This is a genomic window from Flavobacterium xueshanense, from assembly GCF_900112975.1.
GTDB classification, from domain to species: Bacteria; Bacteroidota; Bacteroidia; order Flavobacteriales; family Flavobacteriaceae; genus Flavobacterium; species Flavobacterium xueshanense.
Genome location: NZ_FONQ01000006.1, coordinates 98,414 through 122,134 on the forward strand (window position 1 = coordinate 98,414; position 23,721 = coordinate 122,134).

General features: G+C 35.8%; 23 protein-coding genes and 1 pseudogene. 11 read left to right on the forward strand and 13 right to left on the reverse strand.

Features of this window, described 5'->3' with window-relative positions:
• The first annotated feature begins 36 nt into the window (after nt 1-36).
• Both BMZ76_RS07785 and BMZ76_RS07790 read left to right on the forward strand, forming a co-directional pair.
• Nucleotides 37-2,769 carry a cation-translocating P-type ATPase gene (locus tag BMZ76_RS07785; protein ID WP_091204645.1) on the forward strand — a complete coding sequence of 911 codons (2,733 nt, stop codon included), beginning with the start codon at nt 37-39 and terminating at the stop codon, nt 2,767-2,769.
• 69 nt (nt 2,770-2,838) lie between these two features.
• Complete coding sequence (locus BMZ76_RS07790; protein WP_396230400.1) at nt 2,839-2,964, forward strand: hypothetical protein; 126 nt, start codon at nt 2,839-2,841, stop codon at nt 2,962-2,964.
• 36 nt (nt 2,965-3,000) lie between these two features.
• On the opposite strand, the gene nadB is transcribed toward BMZ76_RS07790, so the two are convergent.
• The 13 genes from nadB to ric all read right to left on the reverse strand — a co-directional run bounded on the left by nadB (nt 3,001) and on the right by ric (nt 14,890).
• Nucleotides 3,001-4,530, reverse strand: a complete 1,530-nt coding sequence (gene nadB, locus BMZ76_RS07795; protein WP_167547435.1) for an L-aspartate oxidase — start codon at nt 4,528-4,530, stop codon at nt 3,001-3,003.
• Entirely contained in the window at nt 4,530-5,459 is a 930-nt protein-coding gene (nadA, locus tag BMZ76_RS07800) for a quinolinate synthase NadA (RefSeq protein WP_091204646.1), read from the reverse strand. The genes nadB and nadA overlap by 1 nt, the downstream gene beginning before the upstream one ends.
• Nucleotides 5,460-5,535: 76 nt before the next feature.
• Complete coding sequence (locus tag BMZ76_RS07805; protein WP_091204647.1) at nt 5,536-6,795, reverse strand: pyridoxal phosphate-dependent decarboxylase family protein; 1,260 nt, start codon at nt 6,793-6,795, stop codon at nt 5,536-5,538.
• Nucleotides 6,796-7,190: 395 nt separating this feature from the next.
• Nucleotides 7,191-7,718, reverse strand: a complete 528-nt coding sequence (locus BMZ76_RS07810; RefSeq protein ID WP_244281766.1) for a hypothetical protein — start codon at nt 7,716-7,718, stop codon at nt 7,191-7,193.
• A gap of 102 nt (nt 7,719-7,820) precedes the next feature.
• Nucleotides 7,821-8,147, reverse strand: coding sequence for a LytR/AlgR family response regulator transcription factor (locus tag BMZ76_RS07815; protein ID WP_091204648.1), 327 nt, complete (start codon nt 8,145-8,147; stop codon nt 7,821-7,823).
• A gap of 301 nt (nt 8,148-8,448) precedes the next feature.
• Nucleotides 8,449-9,276, reverse strand: coding sequence for an alpha/beta fold hydrolase (locus tag BMZ76_RS07820; RefSeq protein ID WP_091204650.1), 828 nt, complete (start codon nt 9,274-9,276; stop codon nt 8,449-8,451).
• Between the two features lie 113 nt (nt 9,277-9,389).
• Entirely contained in the window at nt 9,390-9,824 is a 435-nt protein-coding gene (locus BMZ76_RS07825) for an RrF2 family transcriptional regulator (RefSeq protein WP_091204651.1), read from the reverse strand.
• Nucleotides 9,825-9,901: 77 nt separating this feature from the next.
• Nucleotides 9,902-10,366 carry a hemerythrin domain-containing protein gene (locus BMZ76_RS07830; RefSeq protein WP_091204652.1) on the reverse strand — a complete coding sequence of 155 codons (465 nt, stop codon included), beginning with the start codon at nt 10,364-10,366 and terminating at the stop codon, nt 9,902-9,904.
• An 11-nt stretch (nt 10,367-10,377) separates the two neighbouring features.
• Nucleotides 10,378-10,827 (reverse strand): CopD family protein, encoded by a 450-nt coding sequence (locus tag BMZ76_RS07835; protein ID WP_091204653.1) that lies wholly within the window; start codon nt 10,825-10,827, stop codon nt 10,378-10,380.
• A gap of 55 nt (nt 10,828-10,882) precedes the next feature.
• Nucleotides 10,883-11,572, reverse strand: a complete 690-nt coding sequence (locus tag BMZ76_RS07840; protein WP_091204654.1) for an anaerobic ribonucleoside-triphosphate reductase activating protein — start codon at nt 11,570-11,572, stop codon at nt 10,883-10,885.
• Entirely contained in the window at nt 11,556-11,720 is a 165-nt protein-coding gene (gene nrdD, locus BMZ76_RS15715; protein ID WP_131477748.1) for an anaerobic ribonucleoside-triphosphate reductase, read from the reverse strand. Before nrdD ends, BMZ76_RS07840 begins: the two co-directional genes overlap by 17 nt.
• Nucleotides 11,721-11,998: 278 nt before the next feature.
• Entirely contained in the window at nt 11,999-14,119 is a 2,121-nt protein-coding gene (locus tag BMZ76_RS07845; RefSeq protein ID WP_091204655.1) for a ribonucleoside triphosphate reductase, read from the reverse strand.
• Nucleotides 14,120-14,158: 39 nt separating this feature from the next.
• Nucleotides 14,159-14,890, reverse strand: a complete 732-nt coding sequence (gene ric, locus BMZ76_RS07850) for an iron-sulfur cluster repair di-iron protein (RefSeq protein ID WP_091204656.1) — start codon at nt 14,888-14,890, stop codon at nt 14,159-14,161.
• 306 nt (nt 14,891-15,196) lie between these two features.
• On the opposite strand from ric, the gene BMZ76_RS07855 reads away from it, so the two are divergent.
• The 9 genes and pseudogenes from BMZ76_RS07855 to BMZ76_RS07895 form a co-directional block, all read left to right on the forward strand.
• On the forward strand, nt 15,197-15,631 hold the full coding sequence (locus tag BMZ76_RS07855; protein ID WP_091204657.1) for a c-type cytochrome: 435 nt from the start codon (nt 15,197-15,199) through the stop codon (nt 15,629-15,631).
• A gap of 11 nt (nt 15,632-15,642) precedes the next feature.
• Nucleotides 15,643-17,070 (forward strand): cbb3-type cytochrome c oxidase subunit I, encoded by a 1,428-nt coding sequence (locus BMZ76_RS07860; RefSeq protein WP_091204658.1) that lies wholly within the window; start codon nt 15,643-15,645, stop codon nt 17,068-17,070.
• Between the two features lie 133 nt (nt 17,071-17,203).
• Nucleotides 17,204-17,983 (forward strand): CbbQ/NirQ/NorQ/GpvN family protein, encoded by a 780-nt coding sequence (locus BMZ76_RS07865; RefSeq protein ID WP_091204659.1) that lies wholly within the window; start codon nt 17,204-17,206, stop codon nt 17,981-17,983.
• A gap of 83 nt (nt 17,984-18,066) precedes the next feature.
• Nucleotides 18,067-19,842: a nitric oxide reductase activation protein NorD gene (locus BMZ76_RS07870; protein ID WP_091204660.1), complete on the forward strand. Its 1,776-nt coding sequence runs from the start codon at nt 18,067-18,069 to the stop codon at nt 19,840-19,842.
• Nucleotides 19,843-19,850: 8 nt separating this feature from the next.
• Nucleotides 19,851-20,816, forward strand: a complete 966-nt coding sequence (locus tag BMZ76_RS07875) for a DUF438 domain-containing protein (protein ID WP_091204661.1) — start codon at nt 19,851-19,853, stop codon at nt 20,814-20,816.
• A gap of 23 nt (nt 20,817-20,839) precedes the next feature.
• Nucleotides 20,840-21,421, forward strand: coding sequence for a cytochrome c oxidase subunit 3 (locus BMZ76_RS07880; RefSeq protein ID WP_091204662.1), 582 nt, complete (start codon nt 20,840-20,842; stop codon nt 21,419-21,421).
• A 3-nt stretch (nt 21,422-21,424) separates the two neighbouring features.
• Nucleotides 21,425-21,661: a cytochrome C oxidase subunit IV family protein gene (locus BMZ76_RS07885; RefSeq protein WP_091204663.1), complete on the forward strand. Its 237-nt coding sequence runs from the start codon at nt 21,425-21,427 to the stop codon at nt 21,659-21,661.
• A gap of 110 nt (nt 21,662-21,771) precedes the next feature.
• Entirely contained in the window at nt 21,772-23,262 is a 1,491-nt protein-coding gene (gene nirK / locus BMZ76_RS07890; RefSeq protein WP_091204664.1) for a copper-containing nitrite reductase, read from the forward strand.
• A 105-nt stretch (nt 23,263-23,367) separates the two neighbouring features.
• Nucleotides 23,368-23,691, forward strand: a pseudogene (locus tag BMZ76_RS07895) (c-type cytochrome); the annotation flags it as partial.
• Between the last annotated feature and the right edge of the window lie 30 nt (nt 23,692-23,721).

Consider the following 23,721-nt stretch of genomic DNA (forward strand, 5'->3'; position numbering starts at 1 on the left):
TTAAAAAAAAGATAACAACTATAAATTGAAGTTTTTATGGATCACTTACTACAAAATAAAAAATGGCATTCAGTTTCTTATAATGATGTATTAGAGAACTTCAATGCTTCCTCGCAAGGTCTTAATACGACAGAAGCCGAGAAACGTCTGAAAATAGTAGGACCCAATATACTGCACAGGCAAAATAGAGAAAGTGCCTTTAAAATTTTGCTGAGGCAATTTCTTAACCCACTTATATATGTTCTCCTTGCTGCTACCATCCTTGCTATAGCTATGGGTAAAATCACTGATGGAGTAGTGGTATTTTGTGTTGTAATTATTAATGCTACTATCGGGTTTGTTCAAGAATACCAAGCAGGTAAAACCATTCAGGGGCTTCTTCAATTGATACCGGAGAATGTTACGGTAATGAGAGACGGAAAGCAAAAGAATATCCAGGCTGCTGACCTTGTACCAGGGGATTATGTATTGCTTCAGGCTGGAGACAAGGTATCAGCAGATATACGGCTTACATTCGTAAAAAACATGCAGTGTAATGAATCTATCCTTACCGGAGAATCCTTCCCGGTAGAAAAACACTCGGATAGTATTGACTTATATGCAGGCGTTGCTGATCGTAAGAATATGGTTTTTAGCGGTACAATGATTACTTCTGGTACTGCGGAGGGCGTAGCTGTTTTAACAGGTATAGAAACTGAAATCGGTAGAATTTCCGTACTTCTTCAAACCACCACGTCAGTCAAATCTCCACTGACAAAATCTCTTGAAAAAATTGCGCGCGGAATTACGTATTCCATCATATTTGTTGGTGTCTTAGTTTTTCTAATTGGAATATTTCGTAATTATACACTCATTGATGCAATATTTTTTGCCATTACTCTTGCGGTAGCAGCTATCCCGGAAGGACTGCCTGCCGTAATTACTATCGCATCAGCTATCGGTATTATGCGAATGGCAAAAAGACAAGCTATTATCCGGCATTTATCCGCTGTAGAAACCTTGGGCAGCACCACTGTAATCTGCTCAGACAAAACGGGAACGCTTACCCTTAACGAAATGACCGTTCAGGTACTGTGGAATGGAAAGCAAAAATTCGATGTTACAGGAGTAGGCGTCAATGCTGATGGTGAAATTTTAAAAAATGATTCCGATGAAGAAGGAACAGATGAGGAAATTGGAGAACTTATACGGGCTGCTGCATTATGCAATGACGCAACACTCCACAATAAAGAGGGCCATTGGAAAGCAGTAGGAGATCCTACAGAGGTTGCCCTCATAGCAGTAGCCGGAAAATTTGGAATAAACGAAGACGAATTAAGAAGCAAATGGCCGAGGCTGGATGAATTACCCTTTGATTCCGAAAAAAAAATAATGGCGACGCTACATCTATCCCCTTTAGGAGAAAAAATAATTTACCTTAAAGGCGCCCCTGAATCAGTTATTCCACTTTTATTAAATAGTGAAAATTCATCCGCCGTCTTTGATACAGAACTGGTACGAGCGGAGGCTTTACAGTTAGCAGGAACAGGAATGAGAGTATTGGCTTTTGCTTTTAGAAAGTTAGATCGCGAACATTCATCACTCATTACGGAAGAGGATCTTGACGATTTTACTTTTTTAGGAATACAGGCCATAAGTGACCCTCCAAGAATGGAAGCAAAAGAAGCGATCGATGCGTGTCATAATGCAGGTATTACGGTGAAAATGATTACAGGAGACCATCCTGCAACAGCCGCAGCAATAGGCAGGGAACTTGGATTTATAAATGCAGATTGCGTTATCACCGGAAAGGAGCTTCAGAATTTGAATGCCCTAGAGATTCAAGAAATAGTAAAAAACACCAATATTTTCGCAAGGGTATCCCCCGAAGATAAATTAAATCTGGTAAAAGCCCTTCAGGCCAACGAGGAAGTGGTAGCCATGACAGGAGATGGTGTAAATGATGCCCCAGCACTTAAACGTGCAGATATTGGTGTAGCTATGGGTATCAGTGGTACGGCTGTTGCCAAAGAGGCGGCAGACATGATCCTGACCGATGATAATTTTGAAAGTATAAAGGCTGCTGTTGAAGAAGGACGCAGAGTATTTGATAACCTGCTGAAATCGATTGTATTTCTTCTGCCTACAAGTATAGGATTGGGATTGGTTATTTTTATTGCCGTTTTATTTTTTCCCTCAAAAGAGGGAATTCTACTCATCCCAATACAACCTGTTCAGGTATTATGGATCAATCTTATAACTGCCGTTGCCTTGTCATTGCCGCTTGCGCTTGAAGCAATGGAACCCGATGTAATGAATCGTCCTCCACGTAAGCCCAATAAACCTTTATTAAGTTCCTTGATAATTTTCAGGATGATATTAGTTTCTCTGGTAATGGCAGGTGGAACAATTGGATTATTTCTTTGGGAATATAATAAAGAACTGTCTAGGGGCATGGCACATTCACTTGCCATTTCGGAAGCTCAAACAATGGCTGTAACAGCGATGGTTTTATTCCAGGTGTTTTATCTTATTGATTGTCGCTCTCTTAATTTTTCAGTCAATAAAATCGGGCTTTTCTCCAATCCATTTATTTATATTGGAATTGCAACAGTACTACTTGTTCAGGTTGCTTTTGTTTATTTTCCATTTATGAATCGGTGGTTTCATTCATCTCCATTAAAAGCGGAGGCTTGGGGTGTGTCAGCCATGGTAGCTTTTTCAATTCTAATAATCATTAGTATTGAAAAATGGATTCAAAGAAAATATTTTAAAAGTGTCAAGATGTAATATTGCTGTGAAGAGAAACCTTTTGCAACGCATTTATTTTTAGTTTTGATCTTGATTGAAATTACCGATTTGATTTTTTCGGCAGATAGCATTCCTGCAATATTGGCCATTGTGCAAGACCATTTATACTTCAAATCTTTTTGCTATACTTGGCTTGCGCTCTCTAAATTTTGCTTTAGCGGTCATAATGGATAAATTCTGGTATTTTTCGAAGGGGTTTGCTGTGATATTCTATAAACCGTAAACTTTCATAAAACCACCACGGTTATCCTTCCGTTCAATGGAGTGCTGCACAATTAAATCCCCAATTGTAATCATGTTTAGTAATTCGTACAGCGCGACACTAATTTGATGGGTTTTACTAATTTCTTCCATTTCATTTTTCCAATGTAAAAGCTGTTCTTTCGCTTTCGGTAAATCCAATTCATTTCGCACAATTCCTGCATTCTGACGCATCAAAAGCTGTAATTGGGCCTTCCTTTTAGCCAAATAATCCGAATTAATTTCAGGTTTTTCAGCGGATTTCCAATTTGAAATGATCCCATTAAATGGACTATTTTCAATAGAAACATGGGACAAATAAGCATAAATTTTGTCGGAATATACGAGCGCTTCCAATAAGGAATTGGAGGCTAATCTATTGGCACCATGCAAGCCGGTTCGGGAACATTCGCCACAGGCAAATAAATTTTCTATTGATGTTTTCCCGTTTTTATCGACTGTAATTCCGCCACACAAATAATGCTGTGCGGGAACAACGGGAATCCAGTCTTTTGCTATATCAATCCCAATGCTTTTGCAACGCTCATAAATCATGGGAAAGTGCTTGATAAAAGCGTCTAAGTCCAGATGGCTACAATCTAAATAAACGCAATCATCTCCTGATTTTTTTAGTTCCAAATCAATGCTTTGCGAAACGATATCTCTGGACGCTAATTCTCCTCTTTCATCATAATTCAGCATAAACCGAAGTCCTTTTTGAGTACGCAAATACGCTCCAAAACCGCGAACTGCTTCCGAAATTAAAAATTTAGACCCTGCTGAAGCATCATATAAAGCGGTAGGATGAAATTGAATAAACTCCATGTCTTTGATGGCAGCATTTGCACGAAAAGCCATGGCGATACCATCTCCGGTAGCTATAACCGGATTGGTCGTATGACCGTAAAGATGGCCTATTCCACCTGTGGCCAGCACTGTAAAATCAGATTGGAATGTGATAACTTCTTTTGTTTTTTCATGCAATGCATAAGCGCCAAAACAACAATTATTTTGGGTTATCAAATCAAGTGCAAAATAATGGTTCAGAACGGTTATGTTTTCTTTTTGATGCACTTGCTCTAAAATGGCACGCTCAATTTCATAACCCGTTTGGTCTTTATGATGTAATACTCTGTTGCGTGAATGGCCGCCTTCTTTGCCTAAATCAAAACTTCCTTTTGCCGTTTTATCAAATTTGGCACCCCACGCTATGAGTTCCTTCAATCGTTTCGGGCCTTCGGTAACGACCATTTTAACGACATCAACATCACATAAACCATCTCCGCAAATGAGGGTGTCGTCAATGTGTTTTTGATAAGAATCCTCGGTTTCGTCAGTGACTATGGCAATCCCGCCTTGAGCATATTTTGTATTGGATTCATCTTCGTTCGATTTGGTAATTATCGTGATTTTTCTATCAGGAAATCGTTCTGCAATTTTTATGGCAAAAGTCAATCCTGCCACGCCAGAACCAATGATTAAGTAGTTTGTTGCAATCATTATTTTGATAATTCAAGCATTCGTTCAATGGGAACCAAGGCTTTTTTTCTAATATTTTCAGGGATATTAATTTCCGGACTTTCATTAAGCAAGCAATCATATACTTTTTGTAATGTATTCATTTTCATGTAGCCGCATTCGCTGCAAGCGCACGTATTATCTTCTTTTGAAGGAGCCGGAATCAAAATTTTATGTGGTACTTCCTGTTGCATTTTGTGTAAAATTCCCGCTTCGGTAGCCACAATAAATTGATTGTTCGGATTTGTTTTTACATAGTTAATCATCCCGGCTGTTGAACCAATATAGCTTGCTGTTTGCAGAATATGTGTTTCCGATTCTGGATGTGCAATTATCGTCGCAGCAGGATATTGTTTATGGACTTCGATTAATTTATCTAGCGAAAAAGCTTCATGTACCACACAGGAACCGTCCCATAGCAGCATGTCTCTTCCTGTTTTGCTGATGATGTATTTTCCTAAATTCTTATCCGGGGCAAAAATAATGGGCGTTTCTTTGGGAATGGATTCCACTATTTTTAAAGCATTTGATGAGGTACATACAATATCACTCAACGCTTTAATTTCGGCAGAACAATTCACGTAAGTGATGACAATATGATCGGGATGTTCATCAATGAATTTTTTAAATAAATCCGGTGGACACGATTCTGCCAATGAGCAACCTGCTTTCAAATCGGGCAGAATTACTTTCTTTGTCGGGTTTAATATTTTGGCAGTTTCGGCCATAAAATGTACGCCGGCAAAAAGGATAATATCGGCATCCACTTTCATGGCTTCTTGTGATAATCCCAAGCTGTCACCCACATAATCCGCAATATCCTGAATATCGGCTTCTTGATAGTAATGGGCTAAAATAACCGCATTTTTCTCTTTTTTCAATTCCAATATGCGCTTTTTAAGATTTTTCATTAGTTAAGTTTTAAAAAAAAAACATCATTTGTCATGAATTTCCACTTCAAATTTAGGAAGTAGATTTTATAGTTCATTACACTAGAACAATTTCGTTTTTCTGTTGAAGTGCAGTTTTTAAGTCTGTTATAAAAGCCATCAAATGGTCGATTTCGACATGATCCATAATAACAATTTTGTACCATTGATTATTTCCGTCGTGTTTTTGGGGAACCAAATCGAATTTTTTTACCAGTTCTGGTGTAATATATTCGGCTTGAATGGTTGCAATATTCATAAAAGGTTCTCTGAAATAGTTCACGTGTAATGCATCCAACTGTTCACACAACCACTCTGTTCTCATTTGTAAAATGCGAATTTTTTCACACCATCCAAAAGGGCCGTACGTAAATAATATCATCCAAACCGCTACGGCATTTGCACCGGAACGACTTCCGCAGAGCGTCAAATCCATTCCTTCGACATATTCAGCTTCTTTTGTCAAAACATTTTCGATTAATCCTTTTCGGCAAATAAAAACTCCTGTTCCATAAGGAGCCTGAAGCATTTTGTGCGCATCAATGGTGATGGAACTGATTTTTGGGTTTTCAAAATTGATTTCGGAGGCTTTGTTGCTAAACGGATATACAAAACCACCATAAGCGGCATCAATGTGTAATTTGTATTTTAAGTCGTGTTTTTCGAGAATTTCAATATAATCATTCGGGTTATCGATCGCGCCAAACATTGTAGTTCCCATATTAGCAACTACGATAAAATATTTTTTCCCTCGTTTTTTAGCATTGACAATGCTGTTTTCTAGCGCGAATATGTCAATGGTGCGGGTTTCAAAATCAACAGGAATTTTTAACCAATCCAGCATCAATACATTGGCCGCTTTCGGAATGGAATAGTGGGTATCTTCTGAAGCTATTATAGCAATTTCGGACAGACTGGAATTCAGTTTGTTCATGAAATAGTTGCGATACATCCAAATGGCCTGAATATTCGCTTCGGTGCCACCAGGAGCAATATAACCGTCAAAGGAATTGGGTTCAGCTTTAAAAACATCAACGGCAAGCACATTCAAAACCTCCCGTTCTATTTCCTGTGTTCCTCTAAAAGCTTTTTCAGAAGTGCCAAAAGTATGGCAGCCAATATGATTGGGATTGGCAACATAGGTTTGTAAAATGGGCGCATCTTTTAGAAATTGAGCTTCTTCATTGAATACTTTTCCATCTAACTTGGATGCAGGATACCCCAAAGAGGCATCATGAGAGAAATTCACATTCTCGCCTAATGCTTTTTGAATGCGAATTTGCCTTTCTGTTGGGGTGATTTTTTTCCAGAATTGCATGATTACTTTTTTTACCAAAGCTACATGCTAAAAAAATCAGAAAATATGATAAATGTTAGGTTTTGGTTTTAAAAAATAGAAATTTTATAAGCGTAATTTTGATAGTGTGGGTTCAGGAAATTGCGCAAAGTCAGAGATATTTGCGCAGCCTTAATGAGAAAATTATTTATAGGGAAACTTTGCGGAGCTGGTTTTTGATTTGCCAGTAAAGAGCTTTTTTATTTTGAAAGTATAAAAAAATAATAACTTTAATTATTTGTTGTTGTGGCTTATTTTTTAGGGCACGGATTGCAAATCCGCGCTATCGGGTATTTTTGTCTAAGACCAATATTAAATTAAGCGAAAACCCACAATGCAAAACTTTTGTTGGACGATGTTTTTTTTAGCAAACTTTATTAATTTGGTTCAAAAGTTTTTGGTATTTTTTCTGCTCTTTCTCTTTCAAATAACAGTGAGACGATACTCCATTTTTCTTTGTCAAAGAAAAGCTGAATACTATTTATTCCTCTTCTTGCTACCGATCCATTTTTTATTAATCTTGTTTCATAAGTGCTCCAAACTTGCGCAATATTTCCAAATATTCTCACTTCTCTGTTAATTTCACTTTCATAAAAGGCTGTTTTCATTACCATTGCATCGGTCTCTTTGTGAAAATCTTTCAACGACATTGTTACTTGTTGTAAATTTCCATTTATAGTATCCAAATAGGAATAAATTGCATTGGGGTTATGAATTGACAAATCTCTTTCCCACTGTCTTTTTTCTCCTGCTTCTCCAGAAACTACCTCATAAAACGCTTTAATGATTCCGTCGATTGTTGAAACGTCTTTTTTTAATGGATATTTTTCACTTATTTCTTGTGCTTTTGAATTTTGAGTTGTCATAATTAAGATTGTAATTAGTTTAAAAAATGTTCTTTTCATTTTCATTTTTGAACAAACTAAAACGTAATAAATCTTTTAGAAAATTTTTTTATTCAAACGTATTGATTTCTTGTTTGGTTGTTACTATTTCTTATTTTCTTGTTACAACATAAATTTATTTAGGGAGGAATTTAAACATTCTTTGTAACTTTTTCCGACAGCAATTTTTACGTTTTTCAGGATGATGTGATTATCTTCTAAAATATCAATGTTTGTTAAATTTACAATATAAGAATTATGAACTCTCATAAATTCATCTGGTAAGTTTTCAATCAAATCTTTTAACGATTTGTAATAAGTGTATTTTTTGTTTTCGCTTGTTAGAATTTCTACATAATTTCCTAAACCTTTAATTATAGTAATTTCGTCAAAATATATTTTTATTAATTTTTTGTCAGATTTAATAAAAGTAAATTTTTCATTTTTCATAAAAAGGTCTTGTTTCTATTCGGTGGAGATTTTCAGTACTATGGTTTAAGTTTTTAACCAAGCCAAATATACAAAAAGAAGTTTCGGTTTAGCCTTAAAACCCACTTGCTTAAAATCGTTTTTAGGCGCTGTCTTTATTTCTTTTTTTAAATCAATACTTTTCGACAGCAATAACGATTGTAATTCCGTGCACGTAAAGTTTTTTTTAAAAAAAATATGATGAAATAATAACTTTAATTATTTGCTGTTGTGGCTGATGTTTGTGGGCACGGATTGCAAATTCGCGCTATCGGGTTTATTACTATCTTTTATTAAAAAAGTCTATCAATATTTTATTTATTAAATCAGGTTTTTCCCAAAACACGTCGTGAGAAGTATTTGGTAAAATACAAAATTGTGATTTTTTGATTGCTCGGTGTAATTCTAATCCAAGTTCGGTTGTGTACATATCCCTGTCTCCGTAAACAAGTAATGTTGCTGTATTTATTTCAACTAAAACTGATTTTTGGAAGTAAATTTCTTCAAACCACATTCTTTTTGCCTCAATTATGTATTTTTTCCAATTTCCTGTTGGAGATTTTTCTTTATATTGTTTTATCCAAGGTTTTAGTTCTTTTATTACCCAAGTTGTATCTGAAAATTTATTAAGATCTTCTAATGATTCTTTTGTTGTTCCTTCAAGTTTATAAGTTGCACCAGAAACAGCAATTTTCTTAATCTTGTCAGGTCTAATTTTTGCAAGAAGTAATGCCACATTTCCAGCATCGCTCCAACCAACTACAAAAGTGCTATCTAACTTCAATAAATCTATTGCCTCAGAATAATAATGAGCCATAAGTTTATAAGTCATTGTACTATCAGCGAACTCTGAACGCCCAAGTCCAGGTGCATCAAAAGCAATTACTTTATATTTTTTTGATAAATTAGGAATACATTTTTTAAAATCAGCAATACTTCCTAAACCTCCGTGAAGTAAAAGTAAAGGAATTCCTTTTCCATATTCTTCATAATAAAGTTTAGTTCCACGAATTGTCAAATATTTTCCATTATTTGAACCATATTTAATTTGCGAAATCCCATTTGTGGATAAGAATATTGTCAGTAATAGTGGTAATAATTTTAATTTCATTTTTGCTTTTTTAAGATTACTTGCATATACCAGCCATAAAAGGGCTCTAATCCACCCGTTTTTGAATGGCTTCCTGCCACAAAACAGTTTTGTAAATATGAGATTACTTTTGGTTAATACCGCAAAAAAGTATCGCCTGATTTTATTCCCATTGCTAATTCTTCCAGATTGGTGTTTTCGAGCATGAAAGCCAATTCATTTCTGATAGCCTTGAATTTATCGTGAACCGGACAAGGATGATCCTCAGTGCAGTGACTTAATCCTAAACCACAACCGGTAAAAACGCGATCTCCATCTAATGACGTTACAATTTGGGATAGTTTTATTTGGCTCATGGTTTCTTTTGGGATTTCAAATCCGCCACCAACACCTTTTATAGAACGGATGATATTAGCCTTGGATAATATCTGTAAAATTTTGGCCGTAAAAGCCTCGGGAGAATCTATTTTTTTAGCAATATCTCTAAGCCCAACTCTATTATTTTGATAGGATTCGGATGCTATAAAAATGGTGGCCCGAATTCCGTATTCACAGGTTTTAGAAAACATAGTTGTTTTTTTACAAATTTAGAGAAATACTTGCTATTCCTTTTGAATATTCTTTATTCTTTGGGTTGGCTATTTTTTTAAATCCAAAAGGGATCATTGTTATTTTCTGTAAAAGACTCTTCAGTATGAATTTCTTTAATTTTAGCCAATTGGTCTTGGGTGGCCATTTTTTGAATTTCAACAAATAAAATGCGTTCCTCAAAACGAATGTGTGCTTCCAATTCTTCTTCAATGAGTACTAAAGACTTTTCTACATTGGTAGTTTGCTTGAATAAACGTTTCAAACGACGATGTTCCGTTAAAGATCGTTTTATAAGGTCATTTTCTGCACCTAAAATGGGAAATACGTATTTTTCTTCCAATTCGAAATGCGGTTTTAAATGCGTTTTGTAAAACCAGTCCGAATATTTTTTGATGCGATTGGGTTCAATTTGCTTTGAAAAACCGGTTCGTATTTTCCAACACAATTGCAAACCATGATGATGATCGTGGCTTAGAGGTTGCAATTCCGGAGCTCTTTTTAATGGTTTATTTGATATCATAAGGTATAAATTTAAAACCCGCCAAAACGGATGTAAGAGCCAAAAATGAGCATCAATACACCAATTGTCGTTACGGATAGTATGTGAAAAGCCATTTCAGGCAATTTGTCTGGATTATTTTTAAGTTTGGGAATTACCCTAAACTGTGCGCTCAAGGCGAAGGCTGCCGTCAAAAACAATAAAAGTAATTTTGTTGAAACTACTTTCTCAACAGGAGTGGCAAACTGAAACCAATATTCGATGCTAACGCCATATTTGTACGCCATTAAAATTCCGGTAACGACCAGTAAAACCAATGCTGTCATTCCTACAGGCTCATACTTTTTTTCGTAATTTAAAATAATGCCCGGGTCTTTCTCTTTAAGGGCTTGTGGTAAATGACCAAAAACCAGCAACAAATGGCCGCCCACCCAAACTGTGGCACTTAAAAGATGGATAATTAACAAAAAATGATGGTTCATGTAAAATTTTATTTGTTTTTAAAGATACGCTTTTGTCAGCAACTTTACTTTAAAATCAACCTCTAAAATGTACTTTAATGCGTGCGCTTGAAAGATTTTCCTTTTCCAATTCCCTAACAGAATAGCCCAATTTTTCTAACGTTGTTGCGCCATTTACAAAATGCTGGATGTAATAATTTCCCTGATAGTTTTGCTGTTCTAAATATCGTATCATGGCTTGCATGTGATTCGTATCTATCAAATCTGAATGTACCGTGGTGCGAACTTCAAACGGAAGCCCACTTTCTAATAATAAACGCAGCGATTTTTCAAAAGGCAGAAAAAGATTGGACTGTGTTATCTTTTCAAAATGAGCGGGCATGGCTTTAAAATCCAGCGCCACATAATCGATTAATCGATTTTCAAGTACTTGTTGCAAAACTTCAGGTCGTGAGCCATTGGTATCAATTTTTACTAAAAAACCCATTTTTTTAACTTCGGTTATGAGTTGAATGCTGTTTTTATGCAATAAACATTCGCCTCCGCTAAAAACCACCGCGTCCAGCAAATTTTTTCTGGAATGAAGAAAAGTGAGCGCTTTTTCAAATGAAATTGTTCCTTTTCCAAGCACAATTTCAGGATTGTAGCAATACAAACAACGCATATTACAGCCTGCAAACCAAAGAATGCAAGCTGATTTATGCGCATAATCTAATAAAGTGAAAGGCGTTATGCTGAAAATGGGGTTACTAACATTTTCCTTCACTGAAATGAGTTCGCTGTTTGTGTTCTCCTTTTTTTCCAATATTGAAACTTTCTACGGGTCTGTGATAGCCCATTACTCTTGTGTACACTAAACATTTGGTTCTCAAATGTTGGTTTTGTTCTAAAATCGGGTTGGTTTCTGTTTTCATATTTTTAAAGGTTTAAAGTTAAAATTGTATAAAGTCAAAAAAGTTATATGCTATAAATTTCAAGTTGATTTCTCAACAGGTCAAACGCATTAAATATCTGAACCACATAGAAACATAGAATTTAATTTTTGATTTAAATGGGTTCCGAACAGTCGAAATTTAGGTGACATAGAAAAAAGCAAATGCTTTTTTTTCTATTGTAAACTCTTATCACCGTCAAAATTTATTTTTACAGGAATAAACACTATGTTTCTATTTGGTTTAAACTTCAATTTATTTTAAAACGTTTGCCCTGAGTTACTCAACTTTAAACTTTTTTCTTCAATTAAAGCGTCATCGCATTTTGGGCAATATTCGTGTTCACCATTTAAATATCCATGAACCGGACACACACTAAACACTGGCGTAACGGTGATGTAAGGCAATTTGAAATTAGATATTACTTTCTTTACAAACTGTTTGCAGGCTTCTGGCGAACTGATTTTTTCACTCATATACAAGTGTAAAACCGTTCCTCCAGTATATTTACATTGCAATTCGTCTTGCAAAAACAACGCTTCAAAAGGGTCTTCGGTGTGATCTACCGGAATCTGGGAACTGTTTGTGTAATAAATATTGTCTCCTTGTCCGGCTTGTATAATGTTTGGAAAACGTTTTTTGTCTTCCTTGGCAAATCGGTAGGTAGTTCCTTCAGCCGGTGTGGCTTCCAGATTGTATAAATTCCCGGTTTCTTCCTGGAATTCTTTCATTCGATTCCGAATATGCTCCAAGATTTCTGATGCAAATTCGATTCCTGACGATGAAGTAATAGCATCTTGATTTCCGGTAAAATTTGCAATCATTTCGTTCATTCCGTTTACACCAATGGTCGAAAAATGATTTCTGAAATGTTGTAAATACCGTTTGGTGTACGGATACAACCCACGATCGTACATTTCTTGGATAAATACTCTTTTTTTCTCTAAAGTAGATTTAGAAATATATAATAACCGATCTAATTGTTTGAATAATTCTTGTTTGTTTCCTTTGAATAAATAACCCAAACGCGCCATATTAATGGTCACGACACCAATGCTTCCCGTCATTTCTGCACTTCCAAAAAGTCCGTTTCCTCGTTTTAACAGTTCTCTTAAATCGAGTTGTAAACGACAGCACATACTGCGAACGGCATTCGGTTTATACGCGTTTTCGTTTTCTGTTTTATTGCCATTTTCATCCAAAACATATTGACTTCCAATGAAATTCTGGAAATAAGAAGAACCGATTTTGGCTGTATTTTCAAATAGCAAATCGGTATTTTCGCCATCCCAATCAAATTCTTCGGTAATGTTTACTGTTGGAATAGGGAAAGTGAACGGTTGTCCGTTGGCATCGCCTTCGGTCATTACTGTGTAATACGCTTTGTTGATAAGGTTCATTTCCTTTTGAAAATGTTCGTAACGCAATTCGGTTACTTTTGTAACACCTCTTTCCCTGGCTCGCAATAAGAGATCATAATCAAAATTATTTTCGAAAAAATGATAGTCGTTTTTCGTTGGAATTTGGGTTTTCAAATCATCGGGAACAACCCAGTCCAAAGTAATATTTGTGAAAGGCGATTGTCCCCAACGCGCCGGAACATTCAAATTGTAAACAAAACTGCGAACGGCTTTCAAGACATCCTCAAAAGATAAATCATCTTTGAAAACATAAGGCGCCAAATAGGTATCAAACGAACTGAAGGCTTGCGCTCCGGCCCATTCGCTTTGCAAAATCCCAAGGAAATTTGCCATTTGTCCCAAAGCCTCTCTAAAATGTGAAGGCGCTTTGCTTTCCACGCGTCCGCGAACACCATTAAAACCATCGTTGAGCAGCACCCGCAGGCTCCAACCGGCACAATATCCGGTCAAACAATCCAAATCATGAATATGAATATCGCCATTGCGATGCGCATATCCTTCTTCTTTTGTATATACTTTGTCGAGCCAATAATTAGCAATAATTTTTCCGGCAACATTGTTGACCAATCCTGCATTAGAGTAGGAGGTATTGGCATTGGCATTAATGCGCCAATCCGTTTGTTCAATGTATTCCTCGATGGTTTGCGTACTGTCAACATAAGTGGTGTCTTCGTTTAAACCATTCACATGTTCGCGTTGCAATTTGCGAGTATGTCTAAACAACATAAAGGAACGCATGACTTCGAAATATTGTTTTTCAAAAAGATTTTTCTCGATTAAATCCTGAATTTCCTCAACGGCCCAGGTTTCTTTGGATTGTAAATCCTGAATAATTTTTTCGAAAAGAATTTCATCAAATGCTATGGAAACACTCTGAAAGCTTTTTTCAATTGCGTCTTTAATTTTGAAAGGCTCAAAAGGTTTGTATTCGCCGTTTCTTTTGATAACATATTTTTCCATAGCACGTGATGATTTTAAATTATAGAATTGGAGTGTATTTTATTCTTGTTCGGAGAATTTTTTTTCTAAAAGCATCGCGCTTGGAAACAAAATGTTGTTTTCCAAATGAATGTGTTTGTGTAAATCCTGCTCAAAATCAGCTAGCATCGCATAAGTCACGCGGAACGTACTGCAACCATCGGCCGGTGGCGTATAATTATTGGTTAATGCTGCTATCTTAACAAAACGATCGCCTTCGGTTTCATGCTCTTCCATCATCATGGCAATGGGGTTTTTTACGGTTCCAAATTGTGGTTTCGCAATTTGTTCCTCGGTAAGCGCTGCTTTTGCCATTTTTTTGATAAAAGGAAACAACATCAGTTCTTCTTTTTTCATGTGTTGCGCTAATTCGCCTGCACAACCAATAAAGAGTTCATTGATTTCAAATAATTCAGGATGATTAGCGCCATGTACTTTGCACAGTTTATCTAAAAAAGGTAGTAAAATTTGCGTTTTTTCTTCTACATAACGGTGATGCGTTTTCTCAATGTAATCGGCCAATAAGTCTAAAGGCCATGTTTTGAAATCAATGGCACTATCATTTTTGGTTGCCAAAACCGTATTTATCTGGTCCATTAATTGATCCGTATCAACGCCTTTTTTTTCGCAAGCTTCCTCGATTGTTCTATTGCCTTTGCAACAGAAATCTATTCCGTATTTTGAAAATATTGCTGCGGTTCTAAAATCTTTTGCAACGTATTCTCCGATTGTTATTTTCTCTAAAGTTTCCATAAGATCTGTTTTCGATTAAAATTTATTTATACAAAAATAATCATTATTTTTAATAAAAGACAAATTTATCCTTAATTAATTTTTTAATTTAATTTTATTTATAAAGTGCTAATTATAAGGCGTATGTGTTTTTTTAAAATCATTTTTAATGAATATTAATGATATAATTTAAAAAAAAATAAAAAGATGATTTATATCATGTTTTAGCTTTTTTTAAAGTTATTAATTTGCAACAAACAAATAAAAGACACTTTTGTCTTTTATTAAAATTAGAGTAAATTTATTAACAAACAAAAACAAATACTTATGCTTTCAAAATCACAGGCAAGAGCATTTTTTTTAGGAGGAACATTAGTCACCTTTTTAATCTTTATAGGACTGACTATTTATTCGTTCATGCCAAGGAATGATCAAACAAACTACAGTAAGATTACTAAAGAAGTAGTGAGAGGAAAAGAAATTTGGGAGACCAACAATTGTATGGGTTGTCATACTATTATGGGCGAAGGAGGCTATTATGCTCCCGAGTTAACAAAAGTAGTGGAGCGTCGCGGCGAAGGGTACATCAAAGCGGTTTTGATGTCGCCAATTCCTTGGGCACCAAATGGGCGAAAAATGGTGGCTTATAAAATGAATGAAGCGGATGCCAATGCCATGGTTGCCTATTTCGAATGGATTGGAAAATTAGATTTAAATGGTTTCGACCGCATCATTTCCCCTTTAGCTAAAGAAAATAATTAAAATTTTTAAAAATGAAATATAAATCACAGAAAGTAGCCTACTGGTTTTTTGCATTGTGCATGCTTTTGTTCTCGCTGCAAATTGTCTATGGCTTTATCATGGGCTTTGACCGAATAGGAATCCAAGGATTACATGAAATTATTCCTTTTAACGTGGCACGAGCGGTGCATACTAATTTGTTAGTGGTATGGTTATTAACCGGTTTTATGGGTGCGGCATATTACATTATTCCCGAAGAAGCGCAACGCGAATTAATAAGTGTGAAATGGGCTTATGTACAACTGATTTCCTTAGCTATTGTTGGCGTTGTTACTATAATTGGCTTTCACTTCAACCATTGGGAAGGAAGAAAATTTCTTGAAATTCCAAGAGAATTAGACTATTTGGTAGTCATAAATGTACTGTTGTTCTTATTCATAATTTTGGGTACGCTTTACAAAGGAAAACGACAAACCACCACGGCTTTGGTACTAACAATGGGATTGTTTTTTGCAGCGTTGCTTTATATACCCGGAATGATTTGGTTTGACAGCCAGGTAATGGACTCATTTTTCCGTTGGTGGGTGGTTCACTTGTGGGTTGAAGGTGTTTGGGAATTAATTATGGGAGGTATCCTTTCGTTCTTATTGATCAAGTTGACCGGAGTGGACAGAGAAGTTATCGAAAAATGGTTGTATGTAATTGTTGGTCTTACCTTTCTTTCCGGAGTTTTGGGAACTGGGCATCACTACTACTACATTGGAGTAAATAAAATTTGGTTAATCGTTGGTGGAATTTTCTCTGCCTTGGAACCTTTAGCTTTCTTAGCGATGGCATTATTTGCTGTGAATATGTACAGAAAAGGGGAAAAAAGTCATCCGAATAAAATTGCTTTATTCTGGACTATTGGTTCAGCTATTGTTTCTTTTGTAGGTGCGGGATTACTTGGTTTTGCACATACTTTGCCACAAACAAACCTGTATACTCATGGAACTTTAGTAACAGCAATGCACGCTCATTATGCATTCTGGGGCGCTTATGCGATGATTGTTCTAGCGATAATTAGTTATGCTTTACCCAATCTTACGGGACGTAAACGTTACGAAAGTGCACAAGGGATGATGGCTTTTTGGCTATCCAATATTGGAATCTTGGGAATGACCGTAGCTTTTGGTGTTGCCGGAGTTGCTCAAGTGTATATGGAACGAAAAATGAAAATGGATTTCATGGTTGTTCAAAGCGAAATCAGCATCCATTTTGTAGTGCTTCTTATTTGTGCTACCATGTTTACAATAGGAATTGGTCTGTTTATTTTTGATTTTATCAAATACGGCAGACCTACAGATGAAGCTTTAGATACCGACAATCAAGGATATAGAGTAGATGGATATAAAATCGATGGCAATGTAATTGAAAATCTAACAGGAACAAGTGATAAAAAAGGAAAAACAGTGATTTAAAACTGAAACCTTTTTTGTGTAACGGAATACTTAAAATAAAATTTCCAGAATGCTTTAACCACCGTTTTTTAGAACTGCATTTCCGAAAAAACAATAGTTATCGCGTTCTGGTTTTTTCTCTAAAATAATAAAAATGTTAGTAAATATCCCATATTATCACGCCGTAGGCAAAGAAAAAGAGGTCTTTGAACACGCCTATAAAAACAAAATTCCTTTCCTGTTGAAAGGGCCAACCGGAACAGGAAAATCCCGTTTTGTGGAATACATGGCACATCATTTGGATAAAAAAATCATCACGATTAGTTGTCACGAAGAAACGTCATCAACGGATTTAATTGGACGATTTATCATTAAAGGTGCCGAAACAGTTTGGCTGGATGGACCATTGACCACTGCCGTAAAAGAAGGAGCGATTATTTATTTGGATGAAATTGCCGAAGCGCGACCAGATGTTATTGTAGCCATCCACTCCCTGACGGATCATAGAAGGGAATTATTCATTGACAAATTAGGCGAAACCGTAAAAGCGCATGACGATTTTATGTTGGTTGCTTCTTTTAATCCCGGTTATCAAAGAGGTTTTAAAGAGCTAAAACCATCGACTCGTCAGCGATTTATTGCCGTTTCTTTTGAGTATCCGGAAACGAAAATTGAAATTGAAATTTTGGTAAAAGAAACGAATGTTGATCCTGATGTTGCCAAAAAACTGGTAGCCATTGGAAACAAAATCAGAAACCTAACCGAATTGGGGTTGACAGAAACCGTTTCGACCCGACTTTTAGTGGATGCCGCCAAAATTATTCATTCGGGTCTTCCAAAACGATTGTCGGTTCATGTGGCTATTGTAGAACCGTTAACCGATGATTTACAAACAGTCGAAGCATTGAAGGATTTGTGTGATTTGATGATATAATAAAAAGCAATCAGTATTCAGTTTACAGTCGCAGTGAAAAGTGAGACCAAGACTGAAAACTGATCACAGAATACTAAGAAAAAATGGGTTTCGAAATAGACGAATATATAGTTGGGAAGTTATTCAGACACTTAAAAAAAAGTAAAAAGATTCATCCCGAAATTATTGCAAGAACTGTAACGCTTAATGACATAAAACCTCGATTGACTATTTTGGCTCGTGCTTTGACGGGGAAACCAATCGAAATTTTCCCTGCCGAAAGAGAAGGAGGATATAAAAATGATAATTTTTTTCTTCCTATTTCTTTTTCCAAATTGTCAACAAAAAAAGAGAACCTTACTTTTTATCTTTTTAGAATTTTATACCTGAGCGTACAACAGCGATTGAATTTGAATTGGACTTTTGAAGATAAGGACCAACCTTTGGCACTTTCTCAACAAAAAGCATTTGAAACATCAGAAGCTATTTTAGCCATTTTGTTTGAAGAATTTTCTATCGATAAAAAATTTCATACCGAAACAAAATTGCATTTTATTCAAAAAGAGAACGGGAAAAATGCTCCTGATTTTTCTTGGCTGTATGGCAAATGGATGCAAAATGAAATAGAAAAAAACAGTAATTCCACTCTCGAAAATTTCTCTGATAAAACCAAAAAAGCGAATGAAAATCAGGCTTTAACTACTTTAAAAACAAAAGCGGTAGAAGAAGTGATTACTGTTGAGGTCGATAAAAAACAACAGGAAGATTATGTCCTGCTTCACAATTTCGAAAAAGTGGAAACTGCCGAAGAATTCAATGGAACCTGGCGTGACTTTGATGGTTCAGACGAATTAGAAGAGCATCAGGAAGCATTGGAAGAGTTGAATATGAAATACACGGTTCGGGTAGATGATACGGCACATTCCGTTTATCAATCTGATTTTATTGAGAATACTTCCATCTCCGAAAGTGCCGAAATTGATGCTAAAGGATTCCATCTTACGTATAACGAATGGGATTTTAGCAAGCGTATTTATAAGAAGAATTTCTGTAAAGTATATCCGAAATCACAACAGAAAACGGCTCCTAATTACTACAAAAAGACCATTGCAAAAAATGCTTCAACCTTATTGGGTTTGCGTAAAATGCTGACCAATGTCAATAACAGAATGCAACAGCAAAAACGACAGACACAAGGAGACGAATTTGATATTGACGCTATTACGGATTTGTATATTGATGTTCATTCGAAACGGACACCTTCGGAAAATATATACATTTCAAATCGGAAAAAAGAGAAGGATTTATCGATTTTAATCCTTTTGGATATCAGTCTTTCCAGTGATGGATATGCCGCAGGAAATCGTGTGATTGATGTGGAGAAAGAAGTTTCTATTCTTTTTGGAGAAATTTTAAACGAGTTCAATATCGATTTTTCCATTGACAGTTTTTACTCCAAAACCCGCAATTTTTCGACCTATTTAACGGTAAAGGATTTTGATGAAAACTGGAACATCGCTAAACATAAAATTGGAGCGATGGAACCGAATGGTTATACAAGAATTGGAGCCGCTTTACGTCACGCCGGTGCAAGACTTGATAAAAGAAACACAAAAAATAAATGGGTCATCCTGATTTCTGACGGAAAACCCAATGATTATGATAAATACGAAGGAAAATACGGCATCAATGATGTGAAACAAGCACTTCGGGAACTCAACAACAGGAATATTAATTCCTATGCATTGGCTATTGAAGCTCAGGCAAAATATTATCTGCCGCAAATGTTCGGGCAAAATCACTATCAAATTCTAACAACACCAGTCGAACTATTGCGATCCTTGGTGCAATTGTACGAAAAAATTAAACATCAAAAATAAATACTATAATGAACGATATTTCAAATACCACAATACTTCCGGAAGGACATCCGGTTCAGATTTACTTTCAGGAAAACGACATTATTCAGGCACTTTTAGAAGAATTATCAGCTGTAAATCCTGAGGATGATTTGCAGAAATATACTAATATATTCAATCAGCTTCATACCATCGAGAAACGATTTGCCCGTAAAGAAAATCAGCTTTTTCCGTTTTTAGAAAAAAAAGGATGGAACGGTCCTTCTCAGGGAATGTGGTCCTTTCATGATAATTTAAGAGAGCAATTCCGTTTAATCCAGTACTATCTTAAAATGAATAATCCAGAAAAAATTAGTATCAATACTCCTTTTCTTGTCAATGGAATCGAGCGATTGATGCAGATGGAAGAAGCGGTTTTGTTTCCAAATGCCTTAGAATTGCTTACTGAAGCCGACTGGATTGAAATGCGCAAAGGCGAAGAAGAAATTGGCTGGATGCTGCCAGAAGCTCCTGCTCCTTATCCAAAACAAGAATACATTCACCCAAGTGAAGATTTTACCAAAAGAGAAATGTCTTTTTCGCTCGAAAATACGGCTCATTACGATGAAGGATATATGACGGTGGAGCAGGTGAATTTACTTTTTAAAACGATGCCGTTAGATTTGACTTATGTTGATGAAAACGACAAAGTGATTTTCTATAATCGGGGAGAAGAACGCGTATTTCCAAGAAGTGCCGGTATTATTGGTCGTGAAGTCAAGTTTTGCCATCCACCAAAAAGTGTAGGAACCGTTCTTAAAATTCTGGATGAATTTAGAAAAGGAACAAAAAACGAATCCTCATTTTGGATTAATTACAAAGAACGTCTTATTTACATTCGCTATTTCGCGGTAAGGGATGCTGATAAAAACTATAAAGGCGTTATCGAAATGTCACAGGATATTACTGATATCAAGAAAATAGAAGGCGAAAAACGATTGTTGGACTGGGATTAAATTATATTTAAATACAGATTAAAATGAACACACACAAAATTGATTACAAAAACATCTACTACCCTCCAGGAGGTATTTTGATGTGGATTATTATTTTTCTGGAACTCCTTACCTTCGGGATGGCACTTGTGGTATTTGTTTATTATGGAAAAGAGCAACCTGAATTGTTTCATCAGTCACGGTTGCAACTCAACAGTACTTTAGGAGCAATTAATACTGTTTTTTTGTTGACAAGTGGTTTTTTTATGGCCAATGCTGTACATGAGTTTAAAGAGAATAACTTAAAAAAATCCTCTTTATATTTTAAATTAACCATGCTTGGCGGACTATTATTTTTAATACTAAAAAGCGTTGAATATTACCATAAAATTGAAGCTGGTATTACACCGGAAACCAACGTTTTTTATACTTTTTATTGGTTGCTAACCGCTTTTCATCTTATTCATGTAATTATGGGTTTGGTTATTTTAATCTGGACCAACTATGGAATGATGAAAAAAAAATCGGATACAGGAGTTGAAGACATCGAGGCTTGCGCCGCTTTCTGGCACATGTGCGATTTAATCTGGCTTCTTTTGTTTCCTGTTCTCTACTTAATTTTTTAGAAAATGAAAAAAACACTTTTTATCACGTATGGGTTATTGATCGTATTGACGGCTTCGACCGCTTTGATTTCGAATTCAATGTCTGTTTCTCGCCTTACTATTATTTTAATTATAGGCTTATCAGCAGTGAAATTTCTCTTGATTTCTTTCAAATTCATGGAACTTAAAAAGGCAAATGCTTTTTGGAAAGTGAGTTTAATTTCAGTTTTAGGATTAATTGTTTTAGGTATTATTTTGTAGAAACAATTCTTAAATAAAAGTTAAATACATGACAAATGTCATAATAAAGGATAAAGTTATCTTTTATTTTTACACTATAAAATCACGATTAATTTAACACCTAAATTATTATGGAAATTACATTTAATTTCAACAAACAGAGTAGGGTATTGGCCATTGCTTTTTTTGTAGCCCTTGGTCTGTATTCTTGTTCTAAAAATGAGGAAAAAGACTCAAAATATTATGAAAGTATTACGATAGATGGTCAAAAGACAGCAGAACTGACGGCACCTCCTTTTGTTCCTAAACCAGTGGGCGATCGTTCCGCTACGAAATTGGTTGTGAACATGGAAATTAAAGAACAAGAGGGCGAAATGGTAGATGGTGTTAAATATACCTATTGGACGTTTGGAGGATCAGTTCCTGGAAGTTTTATAAGAACTCGAGTTGGTGATGAGGTAGAATTTCATTTGAAAAATCACCCCGATAATAAAATGCCACATAATATAGATTTACATGCGGTAACTGGACCAGGTGGAGGAGCAACATCTTCATTAGTGGCACCGGGACATGAAAAAGTATTCAATTTCAAAACGTTGAATCCTGGCTTGTATGTTTATCATTGTGCCACAGCTCCCGTGGGAATGCACATTGCAAACGGTATGTATGGTTTGATTTTAGTAGAACCTGAAGGTGGTTTGCCTCCAGTTGACAAAGAATACTACATCATGCAAGGCGATTTTTATACCAAAGGAAATTATGGAGAACAAGGCTCTCAACCATTTGATATGAATAAAGCGATTAAAGAACAACCTGATTACGTAGTGTTTAATGGAAAAGTAGGGGCATTAACAGGAGATAAAGCCTTAACAGCCAAAAAAGGGGAAACAGTACGTATTTATATGGGTAACGGTGGACCGAACTTAGTCTCTTCGTTTCATGCAATTGGTGAAATATTTGACAAAGTTCATGTAGAAGGTGGGGATTTGATTAACAAAAATGTCCAAACAACTTTGATACCAGCCGGTGGCGCTGCAATAGTTGAATTTAAAGTGGAGGTTCCCGGTACATTTATTCTGGTAGATCACTCTATTTTTAGAGCTTTCAACAAAGGGGCATTAGGAATGTTAAAAGTAGAAGGAGATGATACTAAAAACGTCTACTCCGGAACTACTCAAGAAGGAATTTATTTACCGGAGGGTGGTACGATACAAAATATGCCTAAAGTAAAAGGGGTAACTAAAAGCGTTGCGGTAAAAACTGTAGCTGAACATGTTAAAGCAGGGAAACAACTTTACGGAAGAACCTGTCTCGCCTGTCACCAATCAGAAGGGCAAGGAATTCCTAACGCATTTCCTCCATTAGCCAAATCAGATTTCTTAAACGCTAATTCTGATAGAGCAATAAATGCTGTCTTGCACGGATTGAGCGGAGAAGTTACTGTAAATGGTAAAAAATTCAATAATGTTATGACCAGTCAAAATTTGACCGACGATGAAGTAGCCAGTGTGTTGACTTATGTCTATGATAGCTGGGGAAATAATAAAACGGTTGTAACGCCGGCAATGGTTAAAAAATTGAGAGGAAAAGTGGCGCCAAAAGTAAAAGATATTCATGAATAAAAATGGGATTTAATCCAAATTGAAATAAGTATTTAATTTAATTATAATAATATGAAAAAGTATATTTTATGCATCGGAATGATGGGACTGGCTTTACAAGGATACAGTCAAAGCGCTGCAAATGGAAAAGGAATTTATGCGAAAACGTGTATCGCTTGTCACCAAGCTGCCGGGCAAGGAATTCCGGGTGCTTTCCCCCCTTTAGCGAAATCAGATTACTTAAATAAAGATGTGAATCGCGCCATAAAAGGAGTCGTAAAAGGATTAAAGGGACCGATTACTGTAAATGGTAAAAAATTTAATAGTGCCATGCCCGCACAAGCATTAAGCGATCAACAGATAGCAGATGCAATGACTTATGTTTACGCCAGTTGGGGAAATAATAAAACCAAGGTTACACCAGCAATGGTAAAAGCCCAAAGAAAATAATTCGTACAACTTAAAAGAAATTAGCCATGT

What these genes read in the sequence shown, in the direction of transcription:
- BMZ76_RS07825 (WP_091204651.1), bottom strand. Translation starts at nt 9,824, where the DNA reads ATGTTTTCTAAAACCTGTGAATACGGAATTCGGGCCACCATTTTTATA.
- BMZ76_RS07855 (WP_091204657.1), top strand. Translation starts at nt 15,197, where the DNA reads ATGCTTTCAAAATCACAGGCAAGAGCATTTTTTTTAGGAGGAACATTA.
- BMZ76_RS07805 (WP_091204647.1), bottom strand. Translation starts at nt 6,795, where the DNA reads ATGCAATTCTGGAAAAAAATCACCCCAACAGAAAGGCAAATTCGCATT.
- BMZ76_RS07845 (WP_091204655.1), bottom strand. Translation starts at nt 14,119, where the DNA reads ATGGAAAAATATGTTATCAAAAGAAACGGCGAATACAAACCTTTTGAG.
- BMZ76_RS07870 (WP_091204660.1), top strand. Translation starts at nt 18,067, where the DNA reads ATGGGTTTCGAAATAGACGAATATATAGTTGGGAAGTTATTCAGACAC.
- nrdD (WP_131477748.1), bottom strand. Translation starts at nt 11,720, where the DNA reads ATGAAAACAGAAACCAACCCGATTTTAGAACAAAACCAACATTTGAGA.
- BMZ76_RS07865 (WP_091204659.1), top strand. Translation starts at nt 17,204, where the DNA reads ATGTTAGTAAATATCCCATATTATCACGCCGTAGGCAAAGAAAAAGAG.
- BMZ76_RS07875 (WP_091204661.1), top strand. Translation starts at nt 19,851, where the DNA reads ATGAACGATATTTCAAATACCACAATACTTCCGGAAGGACATCCGGTT.
- nadA (WP_091204646.1), bottom strand. Translation starts at nt 5,459, where the DNA reads ATGAAAAATCTTAAAAAGCGCATATTGGAATTGAAAAAAGAGAAAAAT.
- nadB (WP_167547435.1), bottom strand. Translation starts at nt 4,530, where the DNA reads ATGATTGCAACAAACTACTTAATCATTGGTTCTGGCGTGGCAGGATTG.
- nirK (WP_091204664.1), top strand. Translation starts at nt 21,772, where the DNA reads ATGGAAATTACATTTAATTTCAACAAACAGAGTAGGGTATTGGCCATT.
- BMZ76_RS07835 (WP_091204653.1), bottom strand. Translation starts at nt 10,827, where the DNA reads ATGAACCATCATTTTTTGTTAATTATCCATCTTTTAAGTGCCACAGTT.
- BMZ76_RS07815 (WP_091204648.1), bottom strand. Translation starts at nt 8,147, where the DNA reads ATGAAAAATGAAAAATTTACTTTTATTAAATCTGACAAAAAATTAATA.
- BMZ76_RS07830 (WP_091204652.1), bottom strand. Translation starts at nt 10,366, where the DNA reads ATGATATCAAATAAACCATTAAAAAGAGCTCCGGAATTGCAACCTCTA.
- BMZ76_RS07885 (WP_091204663.1), top strand. Translation starts at nt 21,425, where the DNA reads ATGAAAAAAACACTTTTTATCACGTATGGGTTATTGATCGTATTGACG.
- BMZ76_RS07810 (WP_244281766.1), bottom strand. Translation starts at nt 7,718, where the DNA reads ATGAAAAGAACATTTTTTAAACTAATTACAATCTTAATTATGACAACT.
- ric (WP_091204656.1), bottom strand. Translation starts at nt 14,890, where the DNA reads ATGGAAACTTTAGAGAAAATAACAATCGGAGAATACGTTGCAAAAGAT.
- BMZ76_RS07820 (WP_091204650.1), bottom strand. Translation starts at nt 9,276, where the DNA reads ATGAAATTAAAATTATTACCACTATTACTGACAATATTCTTATCCACA.
- BMZ76_RS07785 (WP_091204645.1), top strand. Translation starts at nt 37, where the DNA reads ATGGATCACTTACTACAAAATAAAAAATGGCATTCAGTTTCTTATAAT.
- BMZ76_RS07880 (WP_091204662.1), top strand. Translation starts at nt 20,840, where the DNA reads ATGAACACACACAAAATTGATTACAAAAACATCTACTACCCTCCAGGA.
- BMZ76_RS07860 (WP_091204658.1), top strand. Translation starts at nt 15,643, where the DNA reads ATGAAATATAAATCACAGAAAGTAGCCTACTGGTTTTTTGCATTGTGC.